This is a genomic window from Helicobacter cinaedi CCUG 18818 = ATCC BAA-847 (genome assembly GCF_000155475.1).
GTDB classification, from domain to species: Bacteria; Campylobacterota; Campylobacteria; order Campylobacterales; family Helicobacteraceae; genus Helicobacter_C; species Helicobacter_C cinaedi.
The window spans coordinates 502,360-527,636 of sequence record NZ_DS990392.1 but is presented as its reverse complement, the minus strand read 5'-3'; the positions used below and the strand labels follow the sequence as shown (position 1 = coordinate 527,636).

Genomic DNA, 25,277 nt, shown 5'->3' with positions numbered 1-25,277 from the left:
ATAATGAAAGTTAAAGAGAAAGTGATACAATGCCTTTTTGAGGTTGTCCTTAAGAGGTGGCAGCCTCTTAAGTGATAGCCTACTTTATTGTAAAGGAGGCTAGAATGGATAAGATTTACTCCAAAATCTTAGCTACCATTATACTACTATGTCTTATAGTAGTCAAGTGTTGCTAAGATTATCCACGCTCTGCCCTTTGACTAGGGGGCAGGGCAGTCTTATCCAACCTCTTAACCAGTCGCCTTTTGTATTTTATGCTATTGCAAGGTTTTTTGTTTTGGCATTGCCTTTTGGTGCTTATATGGCTTATGCTTTATCATTTGTTTGAATCTACGATAGTATCTTGCAATGAGGAATATGAGAATCTTAAAAAAAACTTTACACTTCCCAAGTTTCATACGCTTTTTTCACAACCTCAATCACACTATCCATACCACCAGCAAGGGAGAAAAGCCAATATTTGTGTGCATAAATAAGCTCGGCTTGTTTCTTAAGCTTAGATTCTTCATTATTTGTAGGCATAACAAGAATCTTAGCAATATCCATTTCTTGATGAAAGATATAAGATTGTATCGCGTCCATAAAGCATTCTCTAAACTGCCTATTATCAAACAAATCTTTAACTTTTTGGATTCTATCAATGCACTTTTCTAATTCTTCTAAATCTAGCTCATCTAATCGCCCCTCTTTATTGAGCAGCTCAAATCGCTCTGTGAGTGCGGCTACTTCCAAAAACACTTCTTCAACAAATGCCTTGTCTTTTAGCCCAAGTTCAATCCAATCCAGTGTCTTTTGTCGCACTTTTTTAAGATTTGCTTCATACATTTCTTGCGTGGGGTAGGTGAGTTTTATAGGCTGCTTTTTATGCGAAGTGTCAATGAGTTTAATAGATTCGGCAAATGGAATCTCCTTTGTCCCAGCGATTCTAGCTCCGCCTTCAGTTGCGTTAATCACTTCAATGGGGTAGGGGGTATTAGCAATATCGCGTTCATAGAATGTTAAAAATAGCTTCCACACGATTGTAGATTCTACCTCGCCTCCACCGCCATATTTTTCCACCATAACCTTTTGCCCCTTTTGCTCTATGGCTTTGGGATTTATCTCATTTGCACCATACACAGCATTTTTAGCGTGAGAAGTGCCATCTTCCCCAAAGGCTAAATCCTGCCCGATGATAATGCAGCGTTTGAATCTAGCGTGAGCGACTAGCTCATAAGCCATATTTGCCGCACTCATACCAATACCCAAATACCCATATTCAGCAATCTCAAAATAATTCGTATAGCCAAATGGACGCAGTGAGTATTGCACCAAATCCCCTTGCAGTGCGTCTTTTAGCCTTTTATGCACGATAGAAGTAATCGCAAAGACTATGCCCTCCCTTGCCTCCTTTGGCGTCTCTTCATAGAATCTTGCCGTTGGCTCTACGCGTTCTAATGAAAAGACAATATCAGGCTTAATACCCTCCCTTATGAGAATAGGCAATGAAGCGTCAATGCAAAAGATAGTCGCATAGTCTTGAATCTGCTTTAAAAGCGGAAGTTGTTTGCTAAGGCTTGGACCGGTGGCTACGATAATAGCTGTATCTCTGCCTTTAATCTGTGCGAGTAAATCAAGCAAAGTCGGGCTTTGAATCACGCTTGGGAGATTTTGTATATGCTGTTGAATACCAACAATAGAATCTCGGCTATCATTCCCCACACTGATGACACTATGCTCAATAGCACGGATAAAAAGCTGATTGATTTTGATATATAAATCCGCATAAGCGTTATAATAGGCATTAAACAAATGCAAATCATAGACTTTGGAGTAAATTTTCGCATCACGATTAGTGGAGAATAAAATATCAATGCGTGTGAAATCCACACTTGTCGCATCAAGAAACATAATGCGTTGCTCTAAAATATCTTTGCTAAAATCCATAAAATGCAGCACAATAAAAAGTAGCTCTAATTCCGGCTCAAGCACGACTATGCGTTTAAGTAGCTCATTTTGTAACAAAACCTTAAACAGCACACCATTGCCTACACCAAAAAAATATAAATATGGATAGTGTGAGTATGCTCCAAACTCGGCGATTTTGGCATTTGTCTCGTCAAGGGGATTGTGTTGAAATAAAGGCGTATTTGTGCGTTTATCAATGATATTAATATTTAAAACATCACTGCCTTGAAACACTTCATAGTTTTGATTTGGAGTAAAATCTTTAAGCTTTAAGGCAAGAGCGGGGGAACGCACCGCAAAAGCTGAAAGATTAAGAGAGAAAAAATCCTGCATAGCGTATTCTTAAAGTTTTAGGTTATTAGAACTTTAGGGCGATTATTGAAGCAGTCTAAGAACATTTTGTTGCACGGCATTAGCTTGAGCCATAGCGAAGCTACCACTTTGTGCCAAAACATTATGCTTAGAGAATGTCGCAGATTCTGAAGCAAAATCCACATCGCGGATTTGAGATTCTGCAGCTTTGACATTAACTTGCGTAACAGAGACATTGTTGATTGTTGAAACAAGCTGAATCTGTGCTGAACCAATATCTGCCCTAAGCTTATCAAGCTGAATCCGTGCAGATTCTGCCATATCCATAACAACCATCGCTCCCTTAAGGCTTGTAACCCCAGCACCAATACCATCAAAATGCAGGTTTGCTTGAGCGACATTGGCATTTGCCCCACAGGCTGAAGCGATATTAGCGTCCATTTCTCCACGCACAGAGCGGAGATTAGCCGTGTATTCTGAAATGCCTTGTGCGGAGTGAAATCCTATGTGGCTAAAGTTTATCCCGCTTACAATAATATCTCTTGCATCTGTTCTAATAAGTGTCAAACGCCCCACAATGGCGTGATCTGTCCCGGAGATTCCAGCAAAGTTCCCTCCACCAAAGACTTTACCGCTATCGCCCTCTGTTTGAATGGAAATTGCTCGTCCATCAAGGCTACGCACATTTATCCGTCCTGTAATATCTGTGTAAGCCTCACAGCCTGTTCTTTCTTTGATTGAATTTATCGCATTAAGCAAACGCCCATCGGAGTCGTTTTTACGCACATCATTAACATTCCCAATCGTTACACCATTGATGACAAGCCCACGCACCGTTCCAGATAAAACCGGCACATCACCTGTTGCCATAACATTCCACGCAGCACGCACTCCTAGTGTATCGGCGTGTTTGTTAATAACTTCTGTGAGAACACCAATGCCTGTCCCAGCGGAAGTAGAGATTTTTACCGTTTCAAGTTCAAAATCGTGCTTTCCATCAACTTGGCGGAATTTTAGCATTACTTCACTTAGGTTGTTTGCAGCACCAGAGGCAAGCATTCCCTCCCCTGCAAAGGAGCTACTCTCCATTCTCACATGTCCTATTTTATCCGAGCTTGTTGGACCAATAGAGGCTTTGACCGTTGTATTTGAGTAAGCACCGATTTGAAATTCTTTATTTGAAAATGCACCGGAAAGCATTTGCTGTCCGTTGTAGCTTGTAGTGTTGGCGATATTGTCTAGCTCCTCTAAAAGGCGGATAATATCACTTTGCAATGCCTTTCTTGTTTCTGTGCTTTGCCCATCTTGTGCGGCTTGAATGGCTTTAGTCTTAATGGTATCTAAGATTTTAAGCTGCTCGTCCATTGCCTTATCAGCTACTTGAATCATACCAATAGCGTCGTTGGCATTTCTTACAGCTTGTCCCAAGCTCTCACTTTGACTTCGCAAACTATCGGCAATCGCCATACCTGAAGCGTCATCTGCGGCTTTATTTAGTCGCAAACCAGAGCTTAGCTTTTCAAGTGAGCTATGCAGACTTCTATTATTTTGCACACCAATGGTGTGGGCAGTTAGGGCGGAGATGTTTGTGTTTATCCTAAAACTCATTTTTGCATCCTTTGCTAAAGTTCTTTTTGTTTATGCCGATTAAGCAAAAGACATTCCAATTTTTACAGATTCTATTTTGCTTTTTTAGTAGAAATTCTATTTAGAATCTGTGCTAAAATCCGCTTTTACTTTTTATATGGAACTAGGGGCTTATCTTATGAAAGACTTAATCATCGTAGAATCACCGGCTAAAGCAAAAACAATCAAACATTTTTTAGGGGATAAATATGAAGTCCTTGCATCAAAAGGACATATTAGAGATTTGCCAAAATATAGCTTTGGCATAGAGATTGAAAATCAGCATTTCACGCCACAGTACACTATCAGTAAAGACCACACTGAAATTGTTGAAAAGATAAAACAAGCCCACAAAAAAGCAAAAACAACCTACATCGCAACCGATGAAGATAGAGAGGGTGAGGCGATAGGCTACCATATTACACAGGCTTTGAAGCGTCCTTATGATGAGTTTCCGCGTATTGTTTTCCACGAAATTACTAAAAATGCCATTACGCATTCCCTGCAGAATCCTAGGAAAATTGATATGGCAAGGGTGAATGCACAACAGGCTAGAAGACTGCTTGATAGAATCGTAGGCTTTAAGCTCTCACAACTTATGAACTCTAAGATTCAAAAAGGGCTATCAGCTGGGCGTGTGCAAAGTGCGGCGTTAAAAATTATTGTGGATAGAGAAAGGGAGATAGAAGCTTTTAAGCCGACAATTTATTTCAATATAGGGGCGATTTTTGCCACACAGGGCGGAGAAAAAAATAGCGATATAGAATCTGAACTCATCGTGTATAATCAAAAGCTAGAAAAGCTCTCACTCCAAGATTCTAAGGTTGTGGAGCAGATGTGTGAAAATATTAAAAGAGAGCAATTTTACATTAAAGAAATCACTACAAAAAGTAAGAAAACGCCCACCCCTCCGCCTTTTATGACTTCTACATTACAGCAGAGTGCTTCAAGTCTGCTTGGCTACTCGCCCACACGCACGATGAGTATCGCTCAAAGGCTTTATGAAGGGGTGAATACGAGCTTTGGGACGATGGGGGTTATCACCTATATGAGAACAGATAGTCTTAATATCGCTAAGGAAGCCAAAGATTCAGCAAGAGAGCTACTTTTAAAAACTTATGGCAAGGAATATGTCCCTACAAAGACTAAAAATTACAGCACAAAATCAAAAGCTGCCCAAGAAGCCCACGAAGCTATCCGCCCCACAAATCTAGCCTTTACTCCGCAACTTGCCAAAGACTATTTAAAACCAGATGAGCTAAAAATCTATACCCTAATCTACAATCGCTTCCTTGCTTCGCAAAGCCAAGATGCGGTGTTTGAGACGCAAAATATTCTTTTTGCTTCAAATGGGGCAAATGATGAGATTGTTTTCAAAGCAAGTGGGCGAAAACTTGTGTTTGATGGATTTTATAAAATTATGGGGAGTGATGATAAGGATAAACTTTTGCCCGAGTGTAAGCAGGGGCAAAGTGTAGTGCTAAAAGAAGTTAAAAGTGAGCAAAAATCCACTGAGCCTTCCCCTAGATATTCCGAAGCGAGTATTATTAAAAGTATGGAGAGCCTAGGTATAGGGCGTCCATCAACCTACGCACCAACAATTGCCCTGCTTGTGAATAGGGAGTATGTGAGGGTTGAAAAAAAGCAGCTTGTGCCGCAAGAGAGTGCCTTTAAAGCCACAGCTATGCTTGAAGAAAATTTTAATGAGATTGTAGATTCGCATTTTAGCGCAGGGCTTGAAGATAAGCTTGATGAAATCGCACAGGAGCATATAGATTGGCAGGTGGTGCTTTGGGATTTTTATGATCCATTTATCAAAAAAATAGAATCTGGGAAGAAAAATATCACTTCGCAAAAGGTGAGTATCCCCACAGGTGAAATGTGTCCGCAATGTGGCAAGGAACTAGTGCAGCGGCAAAGTCGCTATGGAGAATTTATCGCGTGTAGTGGCTACCCAAAATGCAAATACATCAAGCCTAGTGAGACTAAGCCACAAGAGAATGAGCAAGGGGATTCTAAGGCGTATGGGGAATGTGAGAAATGCGGTAAGCCTATGGTAAAGAAGTTTGGGCGGAATGGAGAATTTATCGCGTGCAGTGGCTATCCAAAGTGTAAGAATACAAAATCGCTTCAAAACAAGGCAGAGCCAAAGAGTGTGGAGGGTGTGGCGTGTCCGGAATGTGGAGGGGAGATCGTGCAGAGATTTAGCCGCAGGGGAGCATTCTTTGGCTGTAAGAATTACCCAAAATGTAGTTTTATCTCAAAGTTTCAGCCTATTGGCGATAGATGTGAAAAATGCGGTGGGGCAATGTGCGAAAGGGAATATCGCAAAAAGCAAATGCATGAGTGCCTGAAATGTAAGGACAGAGTGGAGATTTAATCTAGCTTTAGAGCGATTAAAGTTAGCCGAAAAGAGATTTGAGAGATTCTAGCTTTTATAGGTGGCTTAAAAGCTAGAATCTTGGTGGTGTTGAAAGCTTGAAAATTTTAGTGCGGAAGCTTTGTAGTTTGTTGTTTTTTACATTAGGGTTTGAAACAAATAAAATCCGCTAGATTCTCACACTCACAGGTTGTTTGTTTGTAAAATACAAGGCGTGGGTGTAGCCGATACTTTTGGCTAAATGACATAGCTTTTCATAGCCAAAGCCTATATGCTCTAAAGCGTGAGCGTCTGAACCAAAAGTAATGGGAATGCCCTTTTTGTAGGCTTTTTGCAAAATCTGTGCTGATGGGTAGGCTTCTTTGATAGGCTTTCGCAGTCCGGCTGGGTTTAGCTCTATGGCGAGATGATTGTCAGCAATGGATTCTAAAGCAAGATTAAGATTAGGGATTTGAGAATCTGGAAGTGTGTGTCCAAAGAGTTTCAATAAATCTATGTGTCCAACGATTTGAAAAAGCCCTGTTTGTGCCATTTGTGCGATAGAATGGAGATACTTTTCCCAACATTGCTCCATATTGATTTGAGCGTATTTGCCGATAAACTCGGGATTATCAAAGCCCCAATTATCCAAGAAATGCACCGAGCCGATGAGATAATCAAAGGGGTATTCTAGCACTTGAGATTCTATAAGATACTCTTTATTTGAAATATAATCCACTTCTAAGCCACAGAGAATGTGAATCTGCCCTTGATAGTTGGTTTTAAAGCTTTCTATCTTTTCACAATAGCTTGGTAGCTCATCTTTAGACATACGATATGCTTCATCAAATGCCATAGGTGCGTGACAGGAAAAGCCAAAGACATCAATCTTTTTTTGTACCGCAAGGGCGATGTATTCCTCCATAGTTCCTGTGGCGTGGCGACAAAGGGTTGTGTGATTATGTAGGTCAATACGCATATTTTGCCTTTGTTGTGTGGGGTTTGTTTGCAATGGGATTCTATAATGGCAGACTTACAAATGGCTTAGATTCCAAATATTACTTAAAATTATTACCAGGGAGTTGTTGAATGAAAATTTTACATTTATGCTTGAAAGTTATTGTGCTTGTGGTGGCTTTGATGTCAGTGCAGGGGTGTTTTGTGGATTTGGTAAGGCAAGAGAATAAAGAAAATCTTTTAGAATCTAAAAAGCAATGGTATGTGTCCAAGATTATCTTACGCGACGGGCTCGAGCTAAAGCCTATATGGGAGGGTGCAAAATCTACGATGAGCTTTGATGCTGATGAAAATCGTATTTTTGGCGTGGGTGTGTGTAATAACTACTTTGCCACCTTTGCTTTAAAAAGCAAAAAGCTACAAGTGAGCGGGATAGGCTCATCTCGGCGTATGTGTGAAGAGAATGAGGGAATGAATTATGAATTTTGGTTTTTTAAAGCACTTGATGGGGAATTTGCTATCAAAAAAAGAGGTGGCAAAATGGAGCTAAAAGGGGCAGGGGCGACTTATTATTTAGAATAGTATTTGTTTTTTTGCGTGATGATAAAGCGTGATTTATTGAAAGTAATACGATGAAAACTCTGCATTCTCATATACAGGGGAGTTTTGAAAGCAAGGGGTCAAAATTTTTAGCTTTTCTACTACCTTATAGTGAGTTTGAATCTACCCTTGCTTTGCTGAAGCAAGAACATCTTAAGGCGGTGCATTTTGTGAGTGCGACGCGACATTTGAATGAGTTTAATCAGATTCTAGAATCTTTTGATGATGATGGAGAGCCAAAGGGGAGTAGCGGAATGCCGAGCTTGAAAGTTTTGCGTGGGGAAGAGCTGATTAATGTTGGTGTGATTATAGTGCGGTATTTTGGCGGAACATTGCTAGGTGTGGGAGGGCTTGTTAGAGCTTATACAAATGCGGTGAAAGACGCCATAGATGGAGCAAAGTCTCAAGGGCTTTTGGAGAATTTTGTCTTATGTGAATCCGTGTGTTTTGAGATTGAGTATGCTTTGCTTTCACAATGTGAGTATATGGCAAGGAAGCTAGGCGTTGAGCTAAGAAAAGAAACTTTTTTGGAAAATGGCATTAAGGTGCGAGTGCAAGGGGAAGGGGATAAGATAGAGAGTGTGCGTGCGACATTTGATAGATGTAAGTTTGATAAATGAAATTTAATGTGAAATTTTAAGTGGGGCGGATAAAAGCCTATTCATTCAAAATAAGTATAATGCCGACTTTAAGATTCTACATTTTGTAAAGATTCTAAAAGGCAAGATTCTAAGTAGGGAGTAAAAATGGAGTATTTGTATATCAAGGCGTTTCATATTGTGGTGCTTGTATCGTGGATGGCTATGTTGTTTTATCTGCCACGATTATTTGTGTATCACGCTACACATAGGGATAATGCGGATTTTGTAGAGATTGTCAAACTTCAAGAGATAAGGTTATTTAAATTTATCGGTATGCCTGCAATGGTGCTGACACTTGCCACAGGTGTAGCGATGATAGCTTTGAGTCCAAGTTTGCTAAAACCCGCAGATTCTGGAATCTGGCTTCATATCAAGCTTACAATCGTGCTGTTGCTTGTGGTGTATCACTTTGCTTGTGGATATTTTATTAAAACTTTAGGGAATGGCTCGTGTAAGAAGTCGCATACATTTTTTAGAATCTATAATGAGATTCCTACAATCGCCCTTATTGTCATTGCGTTTTTAGCAGTGTGTAAGCCTTTTTAGGAGGGAATTATGGCAAAGCTTTGGGGAGGGCGATTTGAGCTAGAATCTAGCTCACTTTTAGAAGAGTTTAATGCTTCAATTTTATTTGATAAGATTTTGTGGCGTGAGGATATACAAGGCTCAAAAGCCCACGCTCAAATGCTTGAAAAAATCGGTGTTTTAAATAAAGATGAACTAGCACAGATTTTACAAGGGCTTGAATCTATCGCACAGGAAATAGAATCTGGTGATTTTAGCTTTAAGATAAGCGATGAAGACATACATATGGCAATAGAATCTGCCTTAACAAAGCATATCGGTGAAGTGGGCAAGAAACTTCACACCGCAAGATCTCGTAATGATCAAGTGGCGGTGGATTTTCGGCTCTTTGTGCTAAGAAATAATAAAGAGATTAGGATTTTGCTTTTAGATCTTATGCAAACACTTTTAGACATTGCACAAGAGCATACACAAAGCATTATGCCCGGAATGACACATTTGCAACACGCCCAACCCATTAACTTTGGCTTTCATCTCGTAGCGTGGGCGTGTAACTTTAAGCGAGATGTGGAGCGTTTGGAAGATGATTTTAAGCGGAATAATTTTTGTCCGCTTGGCAGTGGGGCGTTAGCTGGGACGCCTTATGGGAATGACAGGGAGTTTTTAGCTCAAACGCTTGGCTTTGCAAAGCCTACGCTTAATGCAATGGATTCAGTAAGTGATAGGGACTTTGCCCTTGATATGCTTTATAGCCTATCAATGATTGCTATGCACCTATCGCGTGTGGCTGAAGAGCTGGTGCTATGGAGCAGTGCGGAGTTTAAGTTTATATCCCTTAGCGATGCGTATGCGACAGGAAGCTCCATTATGCCCCAAAAGAAAAATCCCGATGTGCCTGAACTCCTGCGTGGGAAAAGTGGGCGAGTGTATGGCTCACTCATAGGACTGCTTAGCGTGATGAAAGGTTTACCTTTTGCCTACAATAAGGACACGCAAGAAGATAAAGAGGGCGTGTTTGATGCGATTAAAAATGTAAAAATTTCTTTGCGAATTGCTAAGGAGTGCATTCAAACTATGACAATCCATACAGAAAATATGGCAAAAATGGCAAAATGCGGACATTTGAGTGCGACTGATTTGGCGGATTTTTTGGTGCGTGAATGTGGCGTAGCATTTAGAGACGCACATCATATCACAGGGCAGGTTGTAGCGTATGCGGAGCATAAGGGCGTGGATATAAGTGAGTTAGCTGAATCTGAAATTTTAAGTATAGATTCTAGGATAAAGGCGGGGGTAAAGGCAGTGCTAAGTTTAGAATCTTCTATGAACGCAAGAGACACACTAGGCGGGACTTCAAGCAAACAAACACAGACTCAAATAAATGAGCTTATGGGCTTTGTAGCACAAAGATTAAAGGAAAGTAATGGATAAGCAAAATCTTCACAGCACAGCTCCACAAGAAAAGCAAGAAAAAATTGTCAATATGTTTGATGAGATTGCCCCAAGCTATGATAAGGCAAATCGTGTGATGAGCCTAGGCATTGATGTGAGTTGGCGTGTGAGTGCGTGTAAAAAGGCGTTTGAGGCGTTGGGAAAGGAAAATATTGAATGTGTACTTGATGTAGCTTGTGGCACGGGCGATATGCTTTGGCATTGGCAAAATGAAGCCAACAAGGCACAAAAGCATATTGCACATTTGCGTGGGATAGATCCATCAAGTGGTATGCTTGAAGTGGCTCATCAAAAGCTAGAGACATTGCTGAAGCAGGGGAGTCTTAGGCTTGAGAAGGGCGAGGCAAAGGCGTTAAATATAGAATCTCAAAGTGTAGATATTCTCTCAATCGCTTATGGATTGCGGAATGTTGTGGCACTTGAAGAAGCATTAGATGAGTTTGTGCGTGTTTTGAAGCCCGGTGGTGTGATTGTGATTTTGGAATTTATGAATAACGAGAAAAGGGGCATTTTTGATTCTCTTATGCGATTTTATACCTCTAAGATTCTGCCTTTAGTGGGTGGGCTTGTGTCAAAAAACTATGCGGCATATAAATATTTGCCAGATTCTATACAGCATTTTGTAAGCAGTGAAAAACTCGCACAGAAGCTTTTAGATAGAGGCGTGAAAAGCTACTTCGTAAAGTCATATAGTGCGAATATTTCCACATTGTATGTGGGCGTAAAAATTTAGTGAAGCTTTAATTTTAGCCTTAGAATCTTCTCTCAAGTCTCACGGGAGAGTTCAGCAAATGTGGTAAATTCTCCCATTTTTCTAAAGCAAGTATGTAAAAAAGTGATTTTGGTAACAAAGTTATTCTTTTATTTTACTTTTTTTTATACTCATTTACAAAAATGTCCTAACATAAAGAGAACTTCAAATGCAGGTTCAATACATAATAATCCCCTAACGCACAAAGCATTTAAGCTTATATAAGCCTAGCCCAAAGCGTGAATATAAGGAAGGAGCAAGGAAATGAGCGAGGATTCAGAAGTAGTTTTAGTTGGTGGAGGGATTATGAGCTTGACATTAGCAGCAATGCTAAAAGAGCTTGAGCCTTCAGCACATATTAGTGTATATGAAATGCTTGATGATGTGGCGTTGGAAAGCAGTATGGTATGGAACAACGCTGGGACAGGACATCAGGCACTTTGTGAGTTAAACTACACGCCAAAAAAAGAAGATGGTAGCATTGATATTTCAAAAGCGGTAAGAATTAATCAGCAATATGAGCTTAGCAAGGAGTTTTGGGCATATTGTGTAGAAACTGGAATCTTAAAAGAACCACAGACTTTTTTAAATCCCGTGCCACATTTAAGCTTTGTGGTGGATCATATCGTGCCGTATTTAAAGCAACGCTACGAGACACTTACATCAAGCTGTCCGCTTTTTAAAAATATGATTTATTCCGAAGATAAAGAGCAGATTAAGCAATGGGCTCCGCTTTTGCTTGAAGGGCGAGATACGAATCAGCCCATTGCTGCGACATATATGCAGGAAGGCACAGATGTGGATTTTGGCGAGATTGTAAGGCAGTTTAAAGAAAAGCTTAGCCAAAAGGATAACTTTAATGTTTATGTGAATCACAAAGTGCAAAATCTTATCAAGCAGGGCAATGCTTGGCTCTTAGATGTGCTAGATACAAAGAGTGGAGAAAAAAAGCAAGTTAAGGCGAAATTTGTATTTTTAGGTGCAGGTGGTGGATCGTTTCCATTATTGCAAAAAAGTGGCATACCCGAAGGGCGTGGCTATGGTGGATTCCCTGTGGGTGGGCTGTGGCTTGTGTGTAAAAATCGCGATGTTATTGATAAGCATAATGCAAAGATATATGGCAAGGCGTCTATTGGCGATCCACCGATGTCAGTGCCACATTTGGATACGCGTATTATTCAAGGTAAAAAAGAGTTGCTTTTTGGTCCATATGCGGGATTTAATACGAAGTTCTTAAAACACGGCAGTTTGCTTGATTTCCCTATGTCTGTGCGTTTGAGTAACTTTTTGCCTATGTTTCAAGCAGGTATTGATAATGTGCCTTTGACGATTTATTTGATTAAGCAGATTCTAATGTCAAACAAGCAGAGAATGCGTAAGCTTCATGTGTTTTTCCCTGATGCGAAGCTGGAGGATTGGGAGGCGTTATTTGCTGGACAAAGGGTGCAGATTATCAAAAAAGATAGCAAGGGCAGGGGAAGTTTGCAATTTGGTACGGAAGTTATCACTTCAAGTGATGGAAGCTTGGCAGCATTGCTTGGAGCATCGCCGGGAGCTTCAACAGCTGCGGATATTATGCTACAAGTGCTTGAGCGATGTTTTGGTGAAGAGATGAAAAGTAGTGAATGGAAAGATAAACTTGCCGAGATGATACCATCATATAAACGACCATTGGAGGAGAAAATCACGCATTTTAACGAGTGGCGTTCCAAAACAGCCCAGATTCTCAAAATGCCTTTTTGTGCGATTTAGCCTCAAATCCGCTTTTCCCACAGCTAAGATTCTAGGTTATATGCTTAGAATCTTAGCTCATTAAATTCCCACATTGAGTTAGTTGATACGATAAAACACTCCAAAATCTTGAATCTTGCGTTGAGTGAAACAAAATAAGTATTTAAGAATTTGTTTGATAAGCCCTTGAGTAAGTGGGCGTTTGTTTAGAGTTGCCATATATAATTCTCATTTACTTTTTGATTATGGGGAAAAGAATGAAAATCCTTGATACGCATACTTGTGAGTTTGATAAAGAATTTGTAAAGATTCTAGAGCGTGGCAAGATGGATATGGGAGAGGTTTCATCTATCGTGCAGAGTATCCTTGAAGAGATAAAAAATGAAGGTTTTGGAGCTTTGCAAAGGCATATTGCTCGTTTTGATAAGTGGGAAGCAAAAAGTTTGCAGGATTTGCAAATCTCTCAAACGCAGTGTGCCAAAGCCTATGATGATTTGCCAAAAGATTTAAAAAATGCTCTGCATTTAGCCTATGATAGAATCTACGCCTTTCATCAAAAGCAAAAACAGCAAACTTGGATTGATTGTGAGCTAAATGGCACTATGCTTGGATCCAAGCTTACACCTATGGAGCGTGCGGGGCTATATATCCCCGGTGGCAAGGCTGCCTACCCAAGCTCGGTGCTTATGAATGCAATCCCTGCTATTGTTGCTGGTGTTAAGGAGATTGTGCTTTGTTCTCCTGCTCCACATAATGAGCTTAATCCACTTCTTTTAGCAGCCCTGCATTTATGTAATATTACAGAATCTTATAAAGTCGGTGGGGCAAGTGCCATAGGGCTTATGGCGTATGGGATTGATGGGGTGAAAAAGGCAGATGTTATCACAGGTCCGGGCAATATTTTTGTCGCTTGTGCGAAGAAGCTTGTGTTTGGTGAAGTTAATATTGATATGGTGGCAGGTCCTAGTGAAATAGCCATAATCGCCGATAAGAGTGCAAACCCGCAATATGTGGCTTATGATTTACTCTCTCAAGCTGAACACGATGAAATGGCAAGCTCCATTCTTATAAGCGATGATATAGGCTTGATTGAAAAGGTAAAAGCACAGATAGATGAGATTCTGCCTACAATGCCTCGCTATGAGATTGCTAAAAAAAGCATTGAAAATCGTTCCGTTTTGATATATACGCGTGATATAAATGAAAGCATAGAAATAGCAAATGCTCTAGCGGCTGAACATTTGGAGATTCTAACGCATTCACCTTTTGATGTATTGCCTTATATCAAACACGCTGGAGCGATATTTTTAGGGGAGTATTCAAGTGAGCCTATTGGCGATTATCTTGCTGGTCCCAACCATACGCTGCCAACGGGTGGTAGTGCGAGATTCTTTTCTCCTTTGAGCGTGGAGCATTTTATGAAAAGAAGCTCTATTATCTCATTTTCACGCAATGCGTTAAAGCAAATGGGAGAATCTTGTGCGATTTTAGCAGAATGTGAATCTCTCCACGCTCACGCACAAGCAGTTTTAAAAAGACTAGATTCTATAAAGGAGTAGGGCAGATATGGAAGATGCGTTTTTTGAGGGAAGTCCATTACAAAAGTGGCAGGAAATTATCCGCAATGCTTCGCCCACTTTAGTTGGATTGGAATTAGAGCGGTTATTAGAACGCGTGGTGGTGTATGAGGCACTTTTGGAGCAAAAGGGTGTAGATGTAGATAAAGCCTTTAAGGCGTATTATTTTGATGAGACGCGTAAAGAAGAGATAGAAAGTGGCAAACAGAATCTTGCAATAACTTCTATGGCAACTATATTGGGAAATTATGAATAAAACAAAGTTTGTCTTTATTGTGTGGGCTGTGTTTTTTATGGCACAAGCTTATGGGGCGATTCCACAATGGAGCTGGGAGAAGAGTCTTGAGCTTAAAAAAGAGCAGGTGTATAGTGCGAATTTTGACTTAGGTAATGTGCAAAAAAAGCTAGAGTTCCGCTGGACATTGTTTAAAAATCAAGGGCTTGTGTTGCATATCCGCTATGATAAGTTTAATCATCAAGTTGTGTTGTATAAAGACTATCAACGCAATGCTTTTAGAATCCCGCTTGCTAGGGGGGACAATACGCTTAAAGACGATCCGCAGCTACTTTTGTATTTTAAAGATTTTGCTGATAAGAAGGCACATTTGAAGCTGTATATTGAGGGGCTTGGCGTATCTGTGCTTGATGAAAATCTCTTACAAGGAGTGGATTGATGGGCTTGGAATTTGCGTTGGAGCGGATTAAGGCGTATATTGATATGTATATCAAGGAATGTGGCAATGATGAAGTGCTGAATCTTAGCTCTCATCTTAGCCAAGGTAAAATGCTACGAAGTAAGCTTTTACTCGCTATTAGCGGTGTGAGTGAAGATTCTTTAAGGGCGTGTGCGTTAATAGAGATGATTCAAAGTGCTTCACTTTTGCACGATGATGTGATTGATGAGGCACAAACACGGCGACAAAAGCCATCAATCAATGCTCTTTTTGGGAATAAAAATGCCATTATGTTAGGTGATGTGCTGTATTCTAAGGCGTTTTATGAGCTAAGCTGCCTTGATGTGCGATTAGCCCAAAGTGTGTCTTCAGCGGTGGTGAGACTATCCATTGGCGAGATTGAAGATGTTTCACTTGCTTCAAGATTCCATATTGATAAACAAGCTTATATCAAAATGTGTGGGAATAAAACCGCTGCTCTTATTGTCGCAGCAGCGGAGTGCGGAGCAATACTCAAGGGGCTAAATAAAAATATATATAGAATCTATGGCGAAAATCTAGGTATTGCCTTTCAAATTATTGATGATATTTTAGACTTCACACAAGATTCTAAAACGCTTGGCAAACCTTCAATGAGCGATTTTAAGGAAGGTAAGGTAACGCTACCGCTTATGCTTATGTATGAAAAGCTAGATGAAAATGAGCGTGAGATCGTGCAAGGTTTATGGGCAACAGAATTAAGTGAAGAGCAAGAGATTTGGATAAAAGTGCGAATGCAAAAACACAATGCTATCTCTCAAAGCATAGATGAAGCAAAAGTATATGCCAACAAAGCCCTTATGGCTGTGGCAAATGAGAGTAATGCCAAACTACAAGAGATTATCACGCAGATGATTGAGCGGACATTTTAAGGGTGTAGGGGTGGATATGCAAAGACAAGAAGAACAAAAAACGCAATATATGGTTATAAGTTTTTCACATAAAAATACAGATATTGCTATGCGTGAAAAGCTCAACATCACTCAAGCTAAGATTCTACCCTTTTTACAAGAAATAAATGAAAGTGAAAGCATAAGTGAAAGCATTTTGCTTTGCACTTGTAATCGCATTGAAATTTATGTGAGTATGTATGATAGGAAAATAGCTAGAAGCCACATATACGCTACTTTAGCAAAATACACAGGCTTAGATTCTGCACTCATAGAGCAAAATGCCATTGTGCGTTTAAATGAATATGCGATTTATCATATTTTTGGTGTGGCTTCAAGCCTTGATAGCCTCGTGGTGGGTGAAACGCAGATTACAGGGCAGCTCAAAAATGCCTATAAACTCTCTTTTGACAACAAACTATGTAGTAAGGATATGACGCGTTTAATGCATTTTGCCTTTAAATGTGCGGCAAATGTGCGGCAGGAGACGGATATTTCAGCCCATAGTGTGTCGGTGGCTTCCACAGCGGTGCGTATGGCAGAGCATAAGCTTAAGCAAATGGGGCAGAATCTAGATTCTACTCACGCCCTAGTCATTGGCAGTGGGGAAATGGGACGCCTTGCGTGTAAGCATTTATTAAATGCAGGAGCGAAAATCACACTGATCTCTCGCACAAAGCAAAACGCTTATAATCTTGCTAAAGAGTTAGATTCTAAGAATGTCAATATAGAATCTTTTGAAAATCTCTTTCAAATTCTCAATAGCTTTACTTTGCTTTTTAGTGCGACAAGTGCGACAGAGTGTGTTATTAAAGCAAATATGGTAAAAGCATCTCAAGTCAAGCGTTTATGGTTTGACTTAGCCCTGCCGCGTGATATAGAATCTGTAAAAATGGCGGATTTGGAGATTTTTTGCGTTGATGATTTGCAAGAGATTGTCAAAGAGCATAAGGGTGTGCGTGATAAGAGTGCTAAAGAAGCACATAAGATTCTAGAATCTTATACGAGAGATTTTTTTACTTGGTTGCAGACTTTGAGTGTTGAGCCTATAATCAAACATATCCGCTATTTAGCTAAGCAATCTTCGCTCAAAGAGCTTGATAGGGCGATTAAGAAAGGATTTTTACCAAGTGAGTATCGTCAAAATGTAGAAAAGATTCTGCACGGGGCGTTTAATAGCTTTTTGCATAATCCCACGATGAGACTAAAACAGGCAAGTGAAAGTCATCAGGGCGATCCTATCATTGAAGCGATGAAAAGTATGTTTGATATTGGCGATGAAGTTGTTATATTAAGTAACTACAAATGCGAAAAAGACACCACAATTGTAAAGGAAGATATATGAGATTTTCACAGCTTTTTGTTAATACCTTAAAAGAAGCCCCAAAAGATGCCCTGCTAAAAAGTCATCAATATCTTGTGCGAGGTGGGTTTATCCAGCAGGTGGGCAGTGGGATTTATAACTTTTTACCACTTGGAAAAAAGCTCCTTGATAAAGTGCGTTTTATCATTAAGGAAGAAATGGATATAACAAACGCACAGGAGATTCTAATGGGTTTTGTTACCCCTGCGGATTTATGGCGTGAATCTGGGCGATATGAAAAGTATGGGCGAGAGCTTTTGCGGCTTGTGGATAGGAAAGAGAATGAGTTTGTGCTAGGACCTACGCACGAAGAGGTGGTAACTTTCATTGCTAAAAATGGTGTGAAAAGCTATAAGCAACTTCCCGTTCATCTTTATCAAATTCATACGAAGTTCCGCGATGAAGTGCGTCCGCGTTTTGGGCTTATGCGTGGGCGTGAATTTATTATGAAGGACGGATATAGCTTTCATAGTAGCTTTGAAGATTTGGATAGAGAGTTTGATGTAATGGAGCAAACTTATAAAAAAATCTTAGAACGCATAGGTGTGGATTTTAAAATTGTAGAGGCGGATTCTGGGGCGATTGGCGGGAGTGGAAGTAAGGAATTTATGGTGCTAGCTCCTTGTGGGGAAGATACGATTGTAGTGTGTAAAAACTGCGAGTATGGGGCAAATATTGAGATAAGCTCAAGGGCTTTGCGTCTCTCCCCTCGTCCAAGTGAGCTAAAATATGATGAAAATCCGCCAAAAGCGGAGTTTGGGCGATTCTACACGCCAAATGTGAAAAGCATAGAATCTTTAAGCGAGTTTTTTAAAGTGGATAGATTCTATCTTTTAAAAGCTGTTGTGAAAAAGGCGTTAAGGGCTGATGGGAGCTTTGAGCTTGTGTATGGCTTTGTGCGGGGTGATGATGAGATTGAAGAGACAAAATTACTCAACACCATTAATCGTGTGGATAGCTCCTTTATAAGCCTAGAAGATGCAGAATCTAGCGAGATAGCACAAGCTGGAAAAAATGGCGTGCTAGAGGTTGGGTTTATAGGACCTTATGGCTTGGGGTATATTACGCAAAGTAGCCATATTTATTTTGATGAGAGTTTAAGAGAAGCTAAGGGGCTTATTTGTGGAGCGAATGAAAAGGATTATCACTTTGTGGGTGTGGATTTAGACACATTTGAAAATCTTAACTTTGCAGACTTAGCTCAAACACAAGAGGGGGATTTGTGTCCTAAATGTAATGGGGAGTTGTATTACACAAAGGGCATTGAAGTGGGACATATCTTTAAGCTTGGCACGAAGTATTCTCACGCGATGAACGCACAATTTTTGGATAAGGACGGCAAGGCGCAGGATTTGATTATGGGGTGCTATGGCTTTGGCGTATCTAGAATCTTACCGGCAATTTTGGAGCAAAAAAGCGATGAGCTAGGCTGTGTGTGGGGTAAAGAAGTTAAGGTTTTTGATTTAGCCATTATTATTTCAAATGTCAAAGACATAGCACAAAGTGAGTTTGCTACAAAAATCTATGAAGAGTGCAAGGCTAGGGGCATAGATGTCTTGCTTGATGATAGAGATGAGCGATTTGGTGTAAAGATGAAAGACTTTGAATTACTTGGATTTTCATTTGCTTTGATTGTGGGCAAGGGCTTAAATGAGGGACGATTAGAGCTTATTAAGCGTGAAGGGTTAAAAAAGTTTGAGCTTCAATGCGATGAAAACATACTTGAAAATCTGCTTGGGATTCTAGGGCGGAATAGCTAAGGGGGTAAAAATGCAAAATGTTGCGGATAGAAAACTTATCATCGGCACACGCGGAAGTGCGTTGGCATTGTGGCAAGCTCAATATGTGAAAAATCGCTTGAAAGATGAATGTCGGCTAGATTCAGAATTTAAGATTATCAAAACGCAAGGCGATAAAATACTTGATGTGCCATTGGCAAAAATCGGTGGCAAGGGGCTTTTCACAAAGGAGCTAGAACAAAAGCTTTTGGATAAAGAGATTGATTTAGCTGTGCATAGCTTAAAAGATGTGCCCGTGGAGATATTGCCCTTGCTTGATTTGGCGGCAATTACAGAGCGAGAGGATTGCAGGGATTGTTTTTTAAGTATGAAATATGAGAGTTTAGAATCTTTGTCGCAAGGTGCTAGGGTGGGGACAACTTCACTTCGCCGCTCTATGCAGATTAAAGCTTTTCGTGCGGATTTGGATACGCTAAGTTTGCGTGGGAATATACAAACGCGTTTAGAAAAGCTCAAAAATGGCGTATTTGATGCGATTATCTTAGCTCAAGCGGGTGTAAAGCGGCTAGGCATTGATGTGAAAAAAAATGATATGGGGATTTGCCATATTGTGCCTTTGGATTTTATGATACCTGCTATGGGACAGGGGGCTTTGGGTATTGAGATGAGAAAGGATAGCCCATATTTTGAGACTATCTCAAGGCTTACACATAAGAGAAGTGCGTTGTGTGTGAGTGCGGAACGCTCTTTTGTGCGGGAACTTGAGGGTGGCTGTCAAGTGCCAATAGGTGTGCAAGCAATGTATGAAAATGGGATTTTAAGGCTTAGGGCTATGGTGGGATTGCCAAATGGGCAGGAAATTTTGCAGGAGAGCTTGGAGGATTCTATATTGGAAGAAGACAAGGCAAAGGCAGAATCTCTTGGTAAAAATCTCGCTCAAAGCTTTATTGCTAAAGGGGCCAAGGAGATTCTATCTCGTGCAAGAGATATGGCATTTGCGTAACAAAATTGATTTTTAGATAACAAAGTCAACTTTCACACTTCTGTTGATGTGAAGCCGTATTTTTCTTCAAGTGTTTTGCCAAAGTTTGTCCCAAAGCCCTCGCAAAATCGCATTCCATAGAGCAATACAAACCACGAGATATAAATCCATAACATCATAAAAAGAAAAATAGAGATAGGTCCATAGACGCTTTTGTAAGTCTCATTATAAAAGACATAATACACAAAGCCCCATTTTGTGATAAGCCAAACCGCTGTGGTAAGCACACTAGAGACAAGCAGGGCTAGAATCTTCAAAGGCTTGTTGGCTGAAAGCTTAAAAAGCAAGAAAAACATAATCCAAGTCAGCAGATAAGGGATTAAATCAAAAAGCACACTTAAATCCGCAGTGCCTTTGAGTGTCTTTTGCACCTCGCCACTAAAGTAGATTGAAAAGGCTAAAACCACAGGAAAAAGTGTAATCATTGTCCAATACATAACAAGTGAGTCAAAAAACTTTCTAGGCGTGGAGTTAAACATCTTTGCAGCGATGTATTCGTAGTTACGAAAAAACATAATTGACGCAATAAGTGTATAGCCAAGCCCCATCATACCCAGAGCAGAGCTGTTTTGCATAAAAGTATCAAGATAGCTAGAAATGACTTCAGTGTGCGTTGGTAGGATATTTGAAAGGATAAGGGTGCGGATTTGCTCAATTTGGGATTGGAAGTTTGGGAGATTCACAAAGATAGAAAAGAAAATCATTAATAGTGGGATAATGGCAAAAATGGTATAAAAGCTTAGAGATGCCGCATAAAAGCTTAGCTCCTTATCGGCTACGAAGTTCCAAATGCTTTTGAGTTTATCCCAGACAAGAGTAAAAACCTCTTGAGTCTTACCTAGAAATGTGCGGATAAGCTTGTCTTTTTGTATATCCATTTATTCTCCTTTAGTGGCAGTGTGCGGCTGGAATATAGCCATAAGATTTTAAAAGCTCAATATCTTCTTGTGGGGCTTTGCCATCTGTGGTGAGATAGTCCCCTAGCACAATGGCGTTAATCCCCGCTTCATACAGGGACTTTTGATTATCACCAAAGATGACTTCACGCCCACCAGCTATCATAAGACGCGTATTTGGGAGATACTCTCTAGCAAGGGTAACGCACTCTAGGGCTTCATCTTGGCTCAATGTCTGCGGGGGCAGGGGCAAAGCGTCATTAGGGATATAAAAATTAATCGGTGAGCTATGTGGAGATAGAATCTGCAAAGACTTTAAAAGCTCAATCCTATCGCTCCAGCTCTCCCCTAAGCCAAAGATTCCACCAGAACATAAGCCTAGCTCGGCTTTGAGTGTGTTTTCACAAGTTTCAAATCGCTCCTGCCAAGTGTGTGTGGTGCAGATATGCGGAAAAAAATCTTTGGAGGTTTCAAGGTTGTGATTGTAGCTATCTACACCTTGTAATTTAAGATATTTGAGCGATTCCAAATCCGCACTGCCACAACACGCGATGATATGTAGCCCCAAATCAGCTTGTTTAATGGCGTGTGCGACTTTAGCAATGTATTCACATTTTTGAGAATCTAGACTGCGACCAGCAGTAACCAAGCAAAAGCCCAAAGCCCCAAACTCCCGCAATGCCTTTGCTTCTTGTAAAATTTTATCAATACTTTTATTTTTATAACGCTGAATCTGTGTGCCATAATGCACACTTTGTGTGCAGTATTTGCAGTCTTCTGGGCAGTCTCCGGATGCGACATTGCAAATAGAGCAAAGGAAAATCTCATTATCTGTCATAATAAACCTTTGATTTTAAGATAGTTTTAGGAAATGTGATGTCATTATAGCAAAAATGCCATAGATTTATGGCAAAAGTCTTTAAAAGTTAGCCTGTGGTAGAATCTGTGATAAGTCAATATAAAACAACAACTATTCATCAAGGAAGTTTAATGAAAGCTTTGAAGGTCAGTGAGCTAAACACACAGATAAAAGCGATTTTGGAGCAGACTTTTTTAGATGTGTGTGTGCAAGGCGAGATTAGCAGTGTTAAGGTGCATACGAGCGGACATATTTATTTAAGCATTAAAGATGAGGATTCAAATATCAAATGTGTGATGTTTAAGGGAAATGCAAGGGGGTTAAAGATTACGCTTGAAGTGGGGCAGAGTATCGTCATTATGGGGAGCGTGAGTGTCTATACACAAAAAGGGGAATATCAGATTCTATGTAAAAGCATTACTCTTGCGGGGGTTGGCGAGTTTGCCTTGGCATTTGAAAATCTTAAAAATAAGCTTCAAACTAAGGGCTATTTTGAATCTTTTCACAAAAAGCCTATGCCGAAGTTTCCCAAACGCATTGCCCTGCTGACTTCAGCCACCGGAGCGGCAAAAGAAGATATGCTAAAAGTGGCTCAAAAAAGATGGAATCTCGTGCATATCACGCTTTTTGATACGCTCGTGCAAGGGGAGAATGCTAAGGAATGTATTGTAGCAAATTTAGCTTTAGCCGATAGCTTTTTTGGCACAAAGGAGGGCTTTGATGTGATTGTGCTAGGGCGAGGTGGAGGCAGTATGGAAGATATGTGGGCGTTTAATGAAGAGTGTGTGGCAGAGGCGATATACAGGGCTAAAACACCCATTATATCGGCTGTGGGACACGAAGTAGATGTATTTATTAGCGATTTTGTAGCGGATTTACGAGCGCCTACACCTTCAGCGGCGATGGAAATGCTTTTGCCCGATAAGTTTGAATTTTTGCGGATTATTGATGAGATGATGAGTGCGTATTCTAGCGTGTTTGAAAGGTATTTGGGGCAGAAGCAGAGATTGATAGGGCAACTCAAGGAGTATTTTAAACTCTATAATTTTCAATCGCAATATATAAACAAAAGAGAGCAGATTCAGGCTCTAGGGCAAATATTTGTGGAAAATTTTAGAAATATTTTAGAAAAAAAGCAAGGAGAGATTGAAAGGGTAAAAATGCTTATAGATGTGGCATTTGAAAGAAAGCTCACTCACGCACAAATGGAATGTGAGCGGCTTTTTGAAGCCTTAAAAGCGAGTAATCCACGCTCACTATGTAAGAACGGATACGCACAAATAAGCAAGGAGCAAAAAGTCTGCGTTTTACAAGATATTGCTGTAAATGAAGTGTTTGAACTTAGTGATTTAGATTTGCATATATTTGCTAAACGCGTGAAATAGAGCAAAACAGATAGATGATAGGGCAAATAGGATTAGATTCAACACTGTGTTCTAAAGTAGAATCCTAGCGTGTACTGCCCACAGATGTAATGTGGGTTTTTGTCCTAAAGACAGGGATTGAGTTCCAAATAAATACAAGAAGTAAGCGTTGAGCGTCTTCTATATTCATAAACTTATACTTAATTAGCACCTTGCAGGTAAGAAACTCAAAATATGACTTGCCCACACCCTTATCATCAAGATAGGCTTTTTCAAAATCGCCACCAAAATACCGTGCAACATTGCTGATATTGATTTCCTTTTGGGCGAGAGTTTTAAGATAATCATCCGGAGAAGTGCTAGGGGGGAATTTACTTACGCGTGAAACAAGAAAAGTGATAAGTTTTTCTTCAATGCCCTTAATGAGATCTAGGAATACAACGCTATTTTTATCTACATTTTCTCTTATGCGGATAGCTTTTTCAAGGGTTTCTGGCTTTGAGCCTTTGAGTAAGACAGAGGCGATTTGCGTGATTTTTGGCTCTGATAAGATATTGATGACATATTGCTTATTTGCCCTGCCACTAGTGTAGGAACGCTTGATACTATCAATGGCTTTATCAAGATTATCAGCTTCAAACATAGCGTTAAAAATAGCAAATTCCTCTTTGGCAAGGAGATTTTGCAGATCATCTTTATAGTTTTGATTTGCTACAAAACCCTCTTCTTTGAGAACATAAAACTTCCGCACCAAAGTGTTTATCATATTAAACTGCATAGTATTCTCCAAGCCCAATAAGATTCTAGTTGAGAACATCGGCAGAATCTATGAAGAATTAATGAAATCCTTGTTTTTACTCTCTTTTGTGTGATGTCAATCTAGTTTTGTTTTAGCCTAAAATAATAGCCTTTTCTCGCTTGGGTAGAATCTCACCAACAATATTTGCATAAGCGATTCCAGCCTTGCGTAAGTCATAGGCAAATGCTTTAGCTTGAGCAAATGGCAGGGCAAAGAGTAATCCGCCAGAAGTTTGTGCGTCATAGTAAAAAATATCATCATCTATTTGTGATTGAATCTGCACTTGATGGGACAAGGCATTTTTATTTTCATACGAGCCACCCGGCACAATTCCCATTTTTGACAGCTCTTTTGTGTTTTCAAAAAGTGGAATCTGTGTCGTGTAAAAAAGTATGCTTTTATCATAAGGAGAATTTTGCGTGGAATCTGGCAAAGGATAAGATGATTTTTTTATCATATTTGCACGACACATCTCAAGTGCGTGTCCTATAAGCCCAAAGCCTGTAATGTCAGTGCAGGCGTGAATCTCATAGTTTTGAGCGACTTGCATTGCATAGAGATTAAGCATTGCCATTGATTTTATAACTTCTTCTTGATTGTGAAGCATTCTTGCTTTAATTGCCGTGGTGAGAATCCCACTCCCAAGCGGCTTCGTCAGCACTAAGACATCACCTTCTCGTGCGGTATTATTCCGCCAGATTCTATTCTTATGCACCACTCCATTGACAGAAAGTCCATATTTCTGCTCGGTATCTTTAATCGTATGTCCGCCAAGAAGCAATGCTCCAGATTCGGTAATCTTATCTAGCCCACCTTTTAAAATAGCATTTGCTACTTTGACATCAAAATGTGTGCTATCCCACATCAGCAGATTTAAAGCACTTTTTGCAATGCCCCCCATAGCAAAAATATCGCTTAACGCATTTGCCGCAGCAATTTGCCCATAAATATAAGGATCATCAACCACAGGCGTGATAAAATCCACACTTGAAAGCATAGCGTATTCATCATTTTCATTATAGAGTATAACGCCACAATCTTCATTGTTTTCAAACCCTGCAAGTAACAACGGACTTGGCTTTTGGGTGAGTTGGCTAGAGATTTGTGATAGATCTTCCAGACCGACTTTAGCCG

Annotated in this window: 21 protein-coding genes and 1 pseudogene; 15 read left to right on the top strand and 7 right to left on the bottom strand. The window is 40.1% G+C overall.

Annotated elements, in window-relative coordinates; all coding sequences use genetic code 11:
- Positions 1-378: 378 nt before the first annotated feature.
- Together HCCG_RS06960 and HCCG_RS06955 are read right to left on the bottom strand one after the other, a co-directional pair.
- A complete protein-coding gene (locus tag HCCG_RS06960) occupies positions 379-2,280 on the bottom strand; it encodes a motility associated factor glycosyltransferase family protein (RefSeq protein WP_002956761.1) in 1,902 nt (633 codons plus the stop codon).
- A 42-nt stretch (positions 2,281-2,322) separates the two neighbouring features.
- Positions 2,323-3,867, bottom strand: coding sequence for a flagellin B (locus HCCG_RS06955; RefSeq protein WP_002956760.1), 1,545 nt, complete (start codon positions 3,865-3,867; stop codon positions 2,323-2,325).
- 157 nt (positions 3,868-4,024) lie between these two features.
- Here HCCG_RS06955 and topA point away from each other — a divergent pair, with 157 nt between their 5' ends.
- Complete coding sequence (topA, locus tag HCCG_RS06950; protein WP_002956759.1) at positions 4,025-6,265, top strand: type I DNA topoisomerase; 2,241 nt, start codon at positions 4,025-4,027, stop codon at positions 6,263-6,265.
- A gap of 169 nt (positions 6,266-6,434) precedes the next feature.
- Here topA and HCCG_RS06945 read toward each other — a convergent pair whose 3' ends face one another.
- Entirely contained in the window at positions 6,435-7,223 is a 789-nt protein-coding gene (locus HCCG_RS06945; protein ID WP_002956758.1) for a histidinol-phosphatase, read from the bottom strand.
- Positions 7,224-7,333: 110 nt separating this feature from the next.
- Here HCCG_RS06945 and HCCG_RS06940 point away from each other — a divergent pair, with 110 nt between their 5' ends.
- From HCCG_RS06940 to hemC, 13 genes are all read left to right on the top strand, one after another.
- Positions 7,334-7,783 (top strand): META domain-containing protein, encoded by a 450-nt coding sequence (locus tag HCCG_RS06940; protein ID WP_015453508.1) that lies wholly within the window; start codon positions 7,334-7,336, stop codon positions 7,781-7,783.
- A gap of 50 nt (positions 7,784-7,833) precedes the next feature.
- The gene (locus tag HCCG_RS06935) at positions 7,834-8,421 is read left to right on the top strand and encodes a YigZ family protein (protein WP_002956756.1); all 588 of its coding nucleotides are present in this window, start codon (positions 7,834-7,836) and stop codon (positions 8,419-8,421) included.
- A 126-nt stretch (positions 8,422-8,547) separates the two neighbouring features.
- Positions 8,548-8,988 (top strand): protoporphyrinogen oxidase HemJ, encoded by a 441-nt coding sequence (hemJ, locus tag HCCG_RS06930; protein WP_002956755.1) that lies wholly within the window; start codon positions 8,548-8,550, stop codon positions 8,986-8,988.
- 9 nt (positions 8,989-8,997) lie between these two features.
- Positions 8,998-10,398 (top strand): argininosuccinate lyase, encoded by a 1,401-nt coding sequence (gene argH, locus HCCG_RS06925; protein ID WP_002956754.1) that lies wholly within the window; start codon positions 8,998-9,000, stop codon positions 10,396-10,398.
- Positions 10,391-11,152, top strand: a complete 762-nt coding sequence (ubiE, locus tag HCCG_RS06920; protein WP_002956753.1) for a bifunctional demethylmenaquinone methyltransferase/2-methoxy-6-polyprenyl-1,4-benzoquinol methylase UbiE — start codon at positions 10,391-10,393, stop codon at positions 11,150-11,152. Before argH ends, ubiE begins: the two co-directional genes overlap by 8 nt.
- A 282-nt stretch (positions 11,153-11,434) precedes the next feature.
- Positions 11,435-12,922: a malate dehydrogenase (quinone) gene (gene mqo / locus HCCG_RS06915; RefSeq protein ID WP_002956752.1), complete on the top strand. Its 1,488-nt coding sequence runs from the start codon at positions 11,435-11,437 to the stop codon at positions 12,920-12,922.
- 236 nt (positions 12,923-13,158) lie between these two features.
- Positions 13,159-14,460: a histidinol dehydrogenase gene (gene hisD, locus HCCG_RS06910; protein ID WP_002956751.1), complete on the top strand. Its 1,302-nt coding sequence runs from the start codon at positions 13,159-13,161 to the stop codon at positions 14,458-14,460.
- 7 nt (positions 14,461-14,467) lie between these two features.
- Positions 14,468-14,734: a DUF2018 family protein gene (locus HCCG_RS06905; protein ID WP_002956750.1), complete on the top strand. Its 267-nt coding sequence runs from the start codon at positions 14,468-14,470 to the stop codon at positions 14,732-14,734.
- Entirely contained in the window at positions 14,727-15,152 is a 426-nt protein-coding gene (locus HCCG_RS06900; RefSeq protein WP_002956749.1) for a hypothetical protein, read from the top strand. The genes HCCG_RS06905 and HCCG_RS06900 overlap by 8 nt, the downstream gene beginning before the upstream one ends.
- Positions 15,152-16,063, top strand: coding sequence for a polyprenyl synthetase family protein (locus HCCG_RS06895; RefSeq protein ID WP_014666691.1), 912 nt, complete (start codon positions 15,152-15,154; stop codon positions 16,061-16,063). Before HCCG_RS06900 ends, HCCG_RS06895 begins: the two co-directional genes overlap by 1 nt.
- A 16-nt stretch (positions 16,064-16,079) precedes the next feature.
- Positions 16,080-17,426, top strand: coding sequence for a glutamyl-tRNA reductase (gene hemA / locus HCCG_RS06890; protein ID WP_015453504.1), 1,347 nt, complete (start codon positions 16,080-16,082; stop codon positions 17,424-17,426).
- Entirely contained in the window at positions 17,423-19,204 is a 1,782-nt protein-coding gene (locus tag HCCG_RS06885; RefSeq protein WP_002956746.1) for a proline--tRNA ligase, read from the top strand. Before hemA ends, HCCG_RS06885 begins: the two co-directional genes overlap by 4 nt.
- A gap of 10 nt (positions 19,205-19,214) precedes the next feature.
- Positions 19,215-20,186 carry a hydroxymethylbilane synthase gene (gene hemC, locus HCCG_RS06880; RefSeq protein WP_002956745.1) on the top strand — a complete coding sequence of 324 codons (972 nt, stop codon included), beginning with the start codon at positions 19,215-19,217 and terminating at the stop codon, positions 20,184-20,186.
- A gap of 32 nt (positions 20,187-20,218) precedes the next feature.
- Here the strand turns inward: hemC and HCCG_RS06875 are convergent, their stop codons facing one another.
- Both HCCG_RS06875 and HCCG_RS06870 read right to left on the bottom strand, forming a co-directional pair.
- A complete protein-coding gene (locus HCCG_RS06875) occupies positions 20,219-21,103 on the bottom strand; it encodes a YihY family inner membrane protein (protein WP_002956744.1) in 885 nt (294 codons plus the stop codon).
- A 10-nt stretch (positions 21,104-21,113) separates the two neighbouring features.
- Positions 21,114-21,959, bottom strand: coding sequence for a biotin synthase (locus tag HCCG_RS06870; RefSeq protein WP_002956743.1), 846 nt, complete (start codon positions 21,957-21,959; stop codon positions 21,114-21,116).
- A gap of 152 nt (positions 21,960-22,111) precedes the next feature.
- On the opposite strand from HCCG_RS06870, the gene xseA reads away from it, so the two are divergent.
- Complete coding sequence (xseA, locus tag HCCG_RS06865; protein WP_002956742.1) at positions 22,112-23,365, top strand: exodeoxyribonuclease VII large subunit; 1,254 nt, start codon at positions 22,112-22,114, stop codon at positions 23,363-23,365.
- A 64-nt stretch (positions 23,366-23,429) separates the two neighbouring features.
- Here xseA and HCCG_RS06860 read toward each other — a convergent pair whose 3' ends face one another.
- Together HCCG_RS06860 and selD are read right to left on the bottom strand one after the other, a co-directional pair.
- Positions 23,430-24,122 carry a hypothetical protein gene (locus HCCG_RS06860; protein WP_002956741.1) on the bottom strand — a complete coding sequence of 231 codons (693 nt, stop codon included), beginning with the start codon at positions 24,120-24,122 and terminating at the stop codon, positions 23,430-23,432.
- Between the two features lie 112 nt (positions 24,123-24,234).
- Positions 24,235-25,266, bottom strand: a pseudogene (selD, locus tag HCCG_RS06855) (selenide, water dikinase SelD); the annotation flags it as partial.
- Between the last annotated feature and the right edge of the window lie 11 nt (positions 25,267-25,277).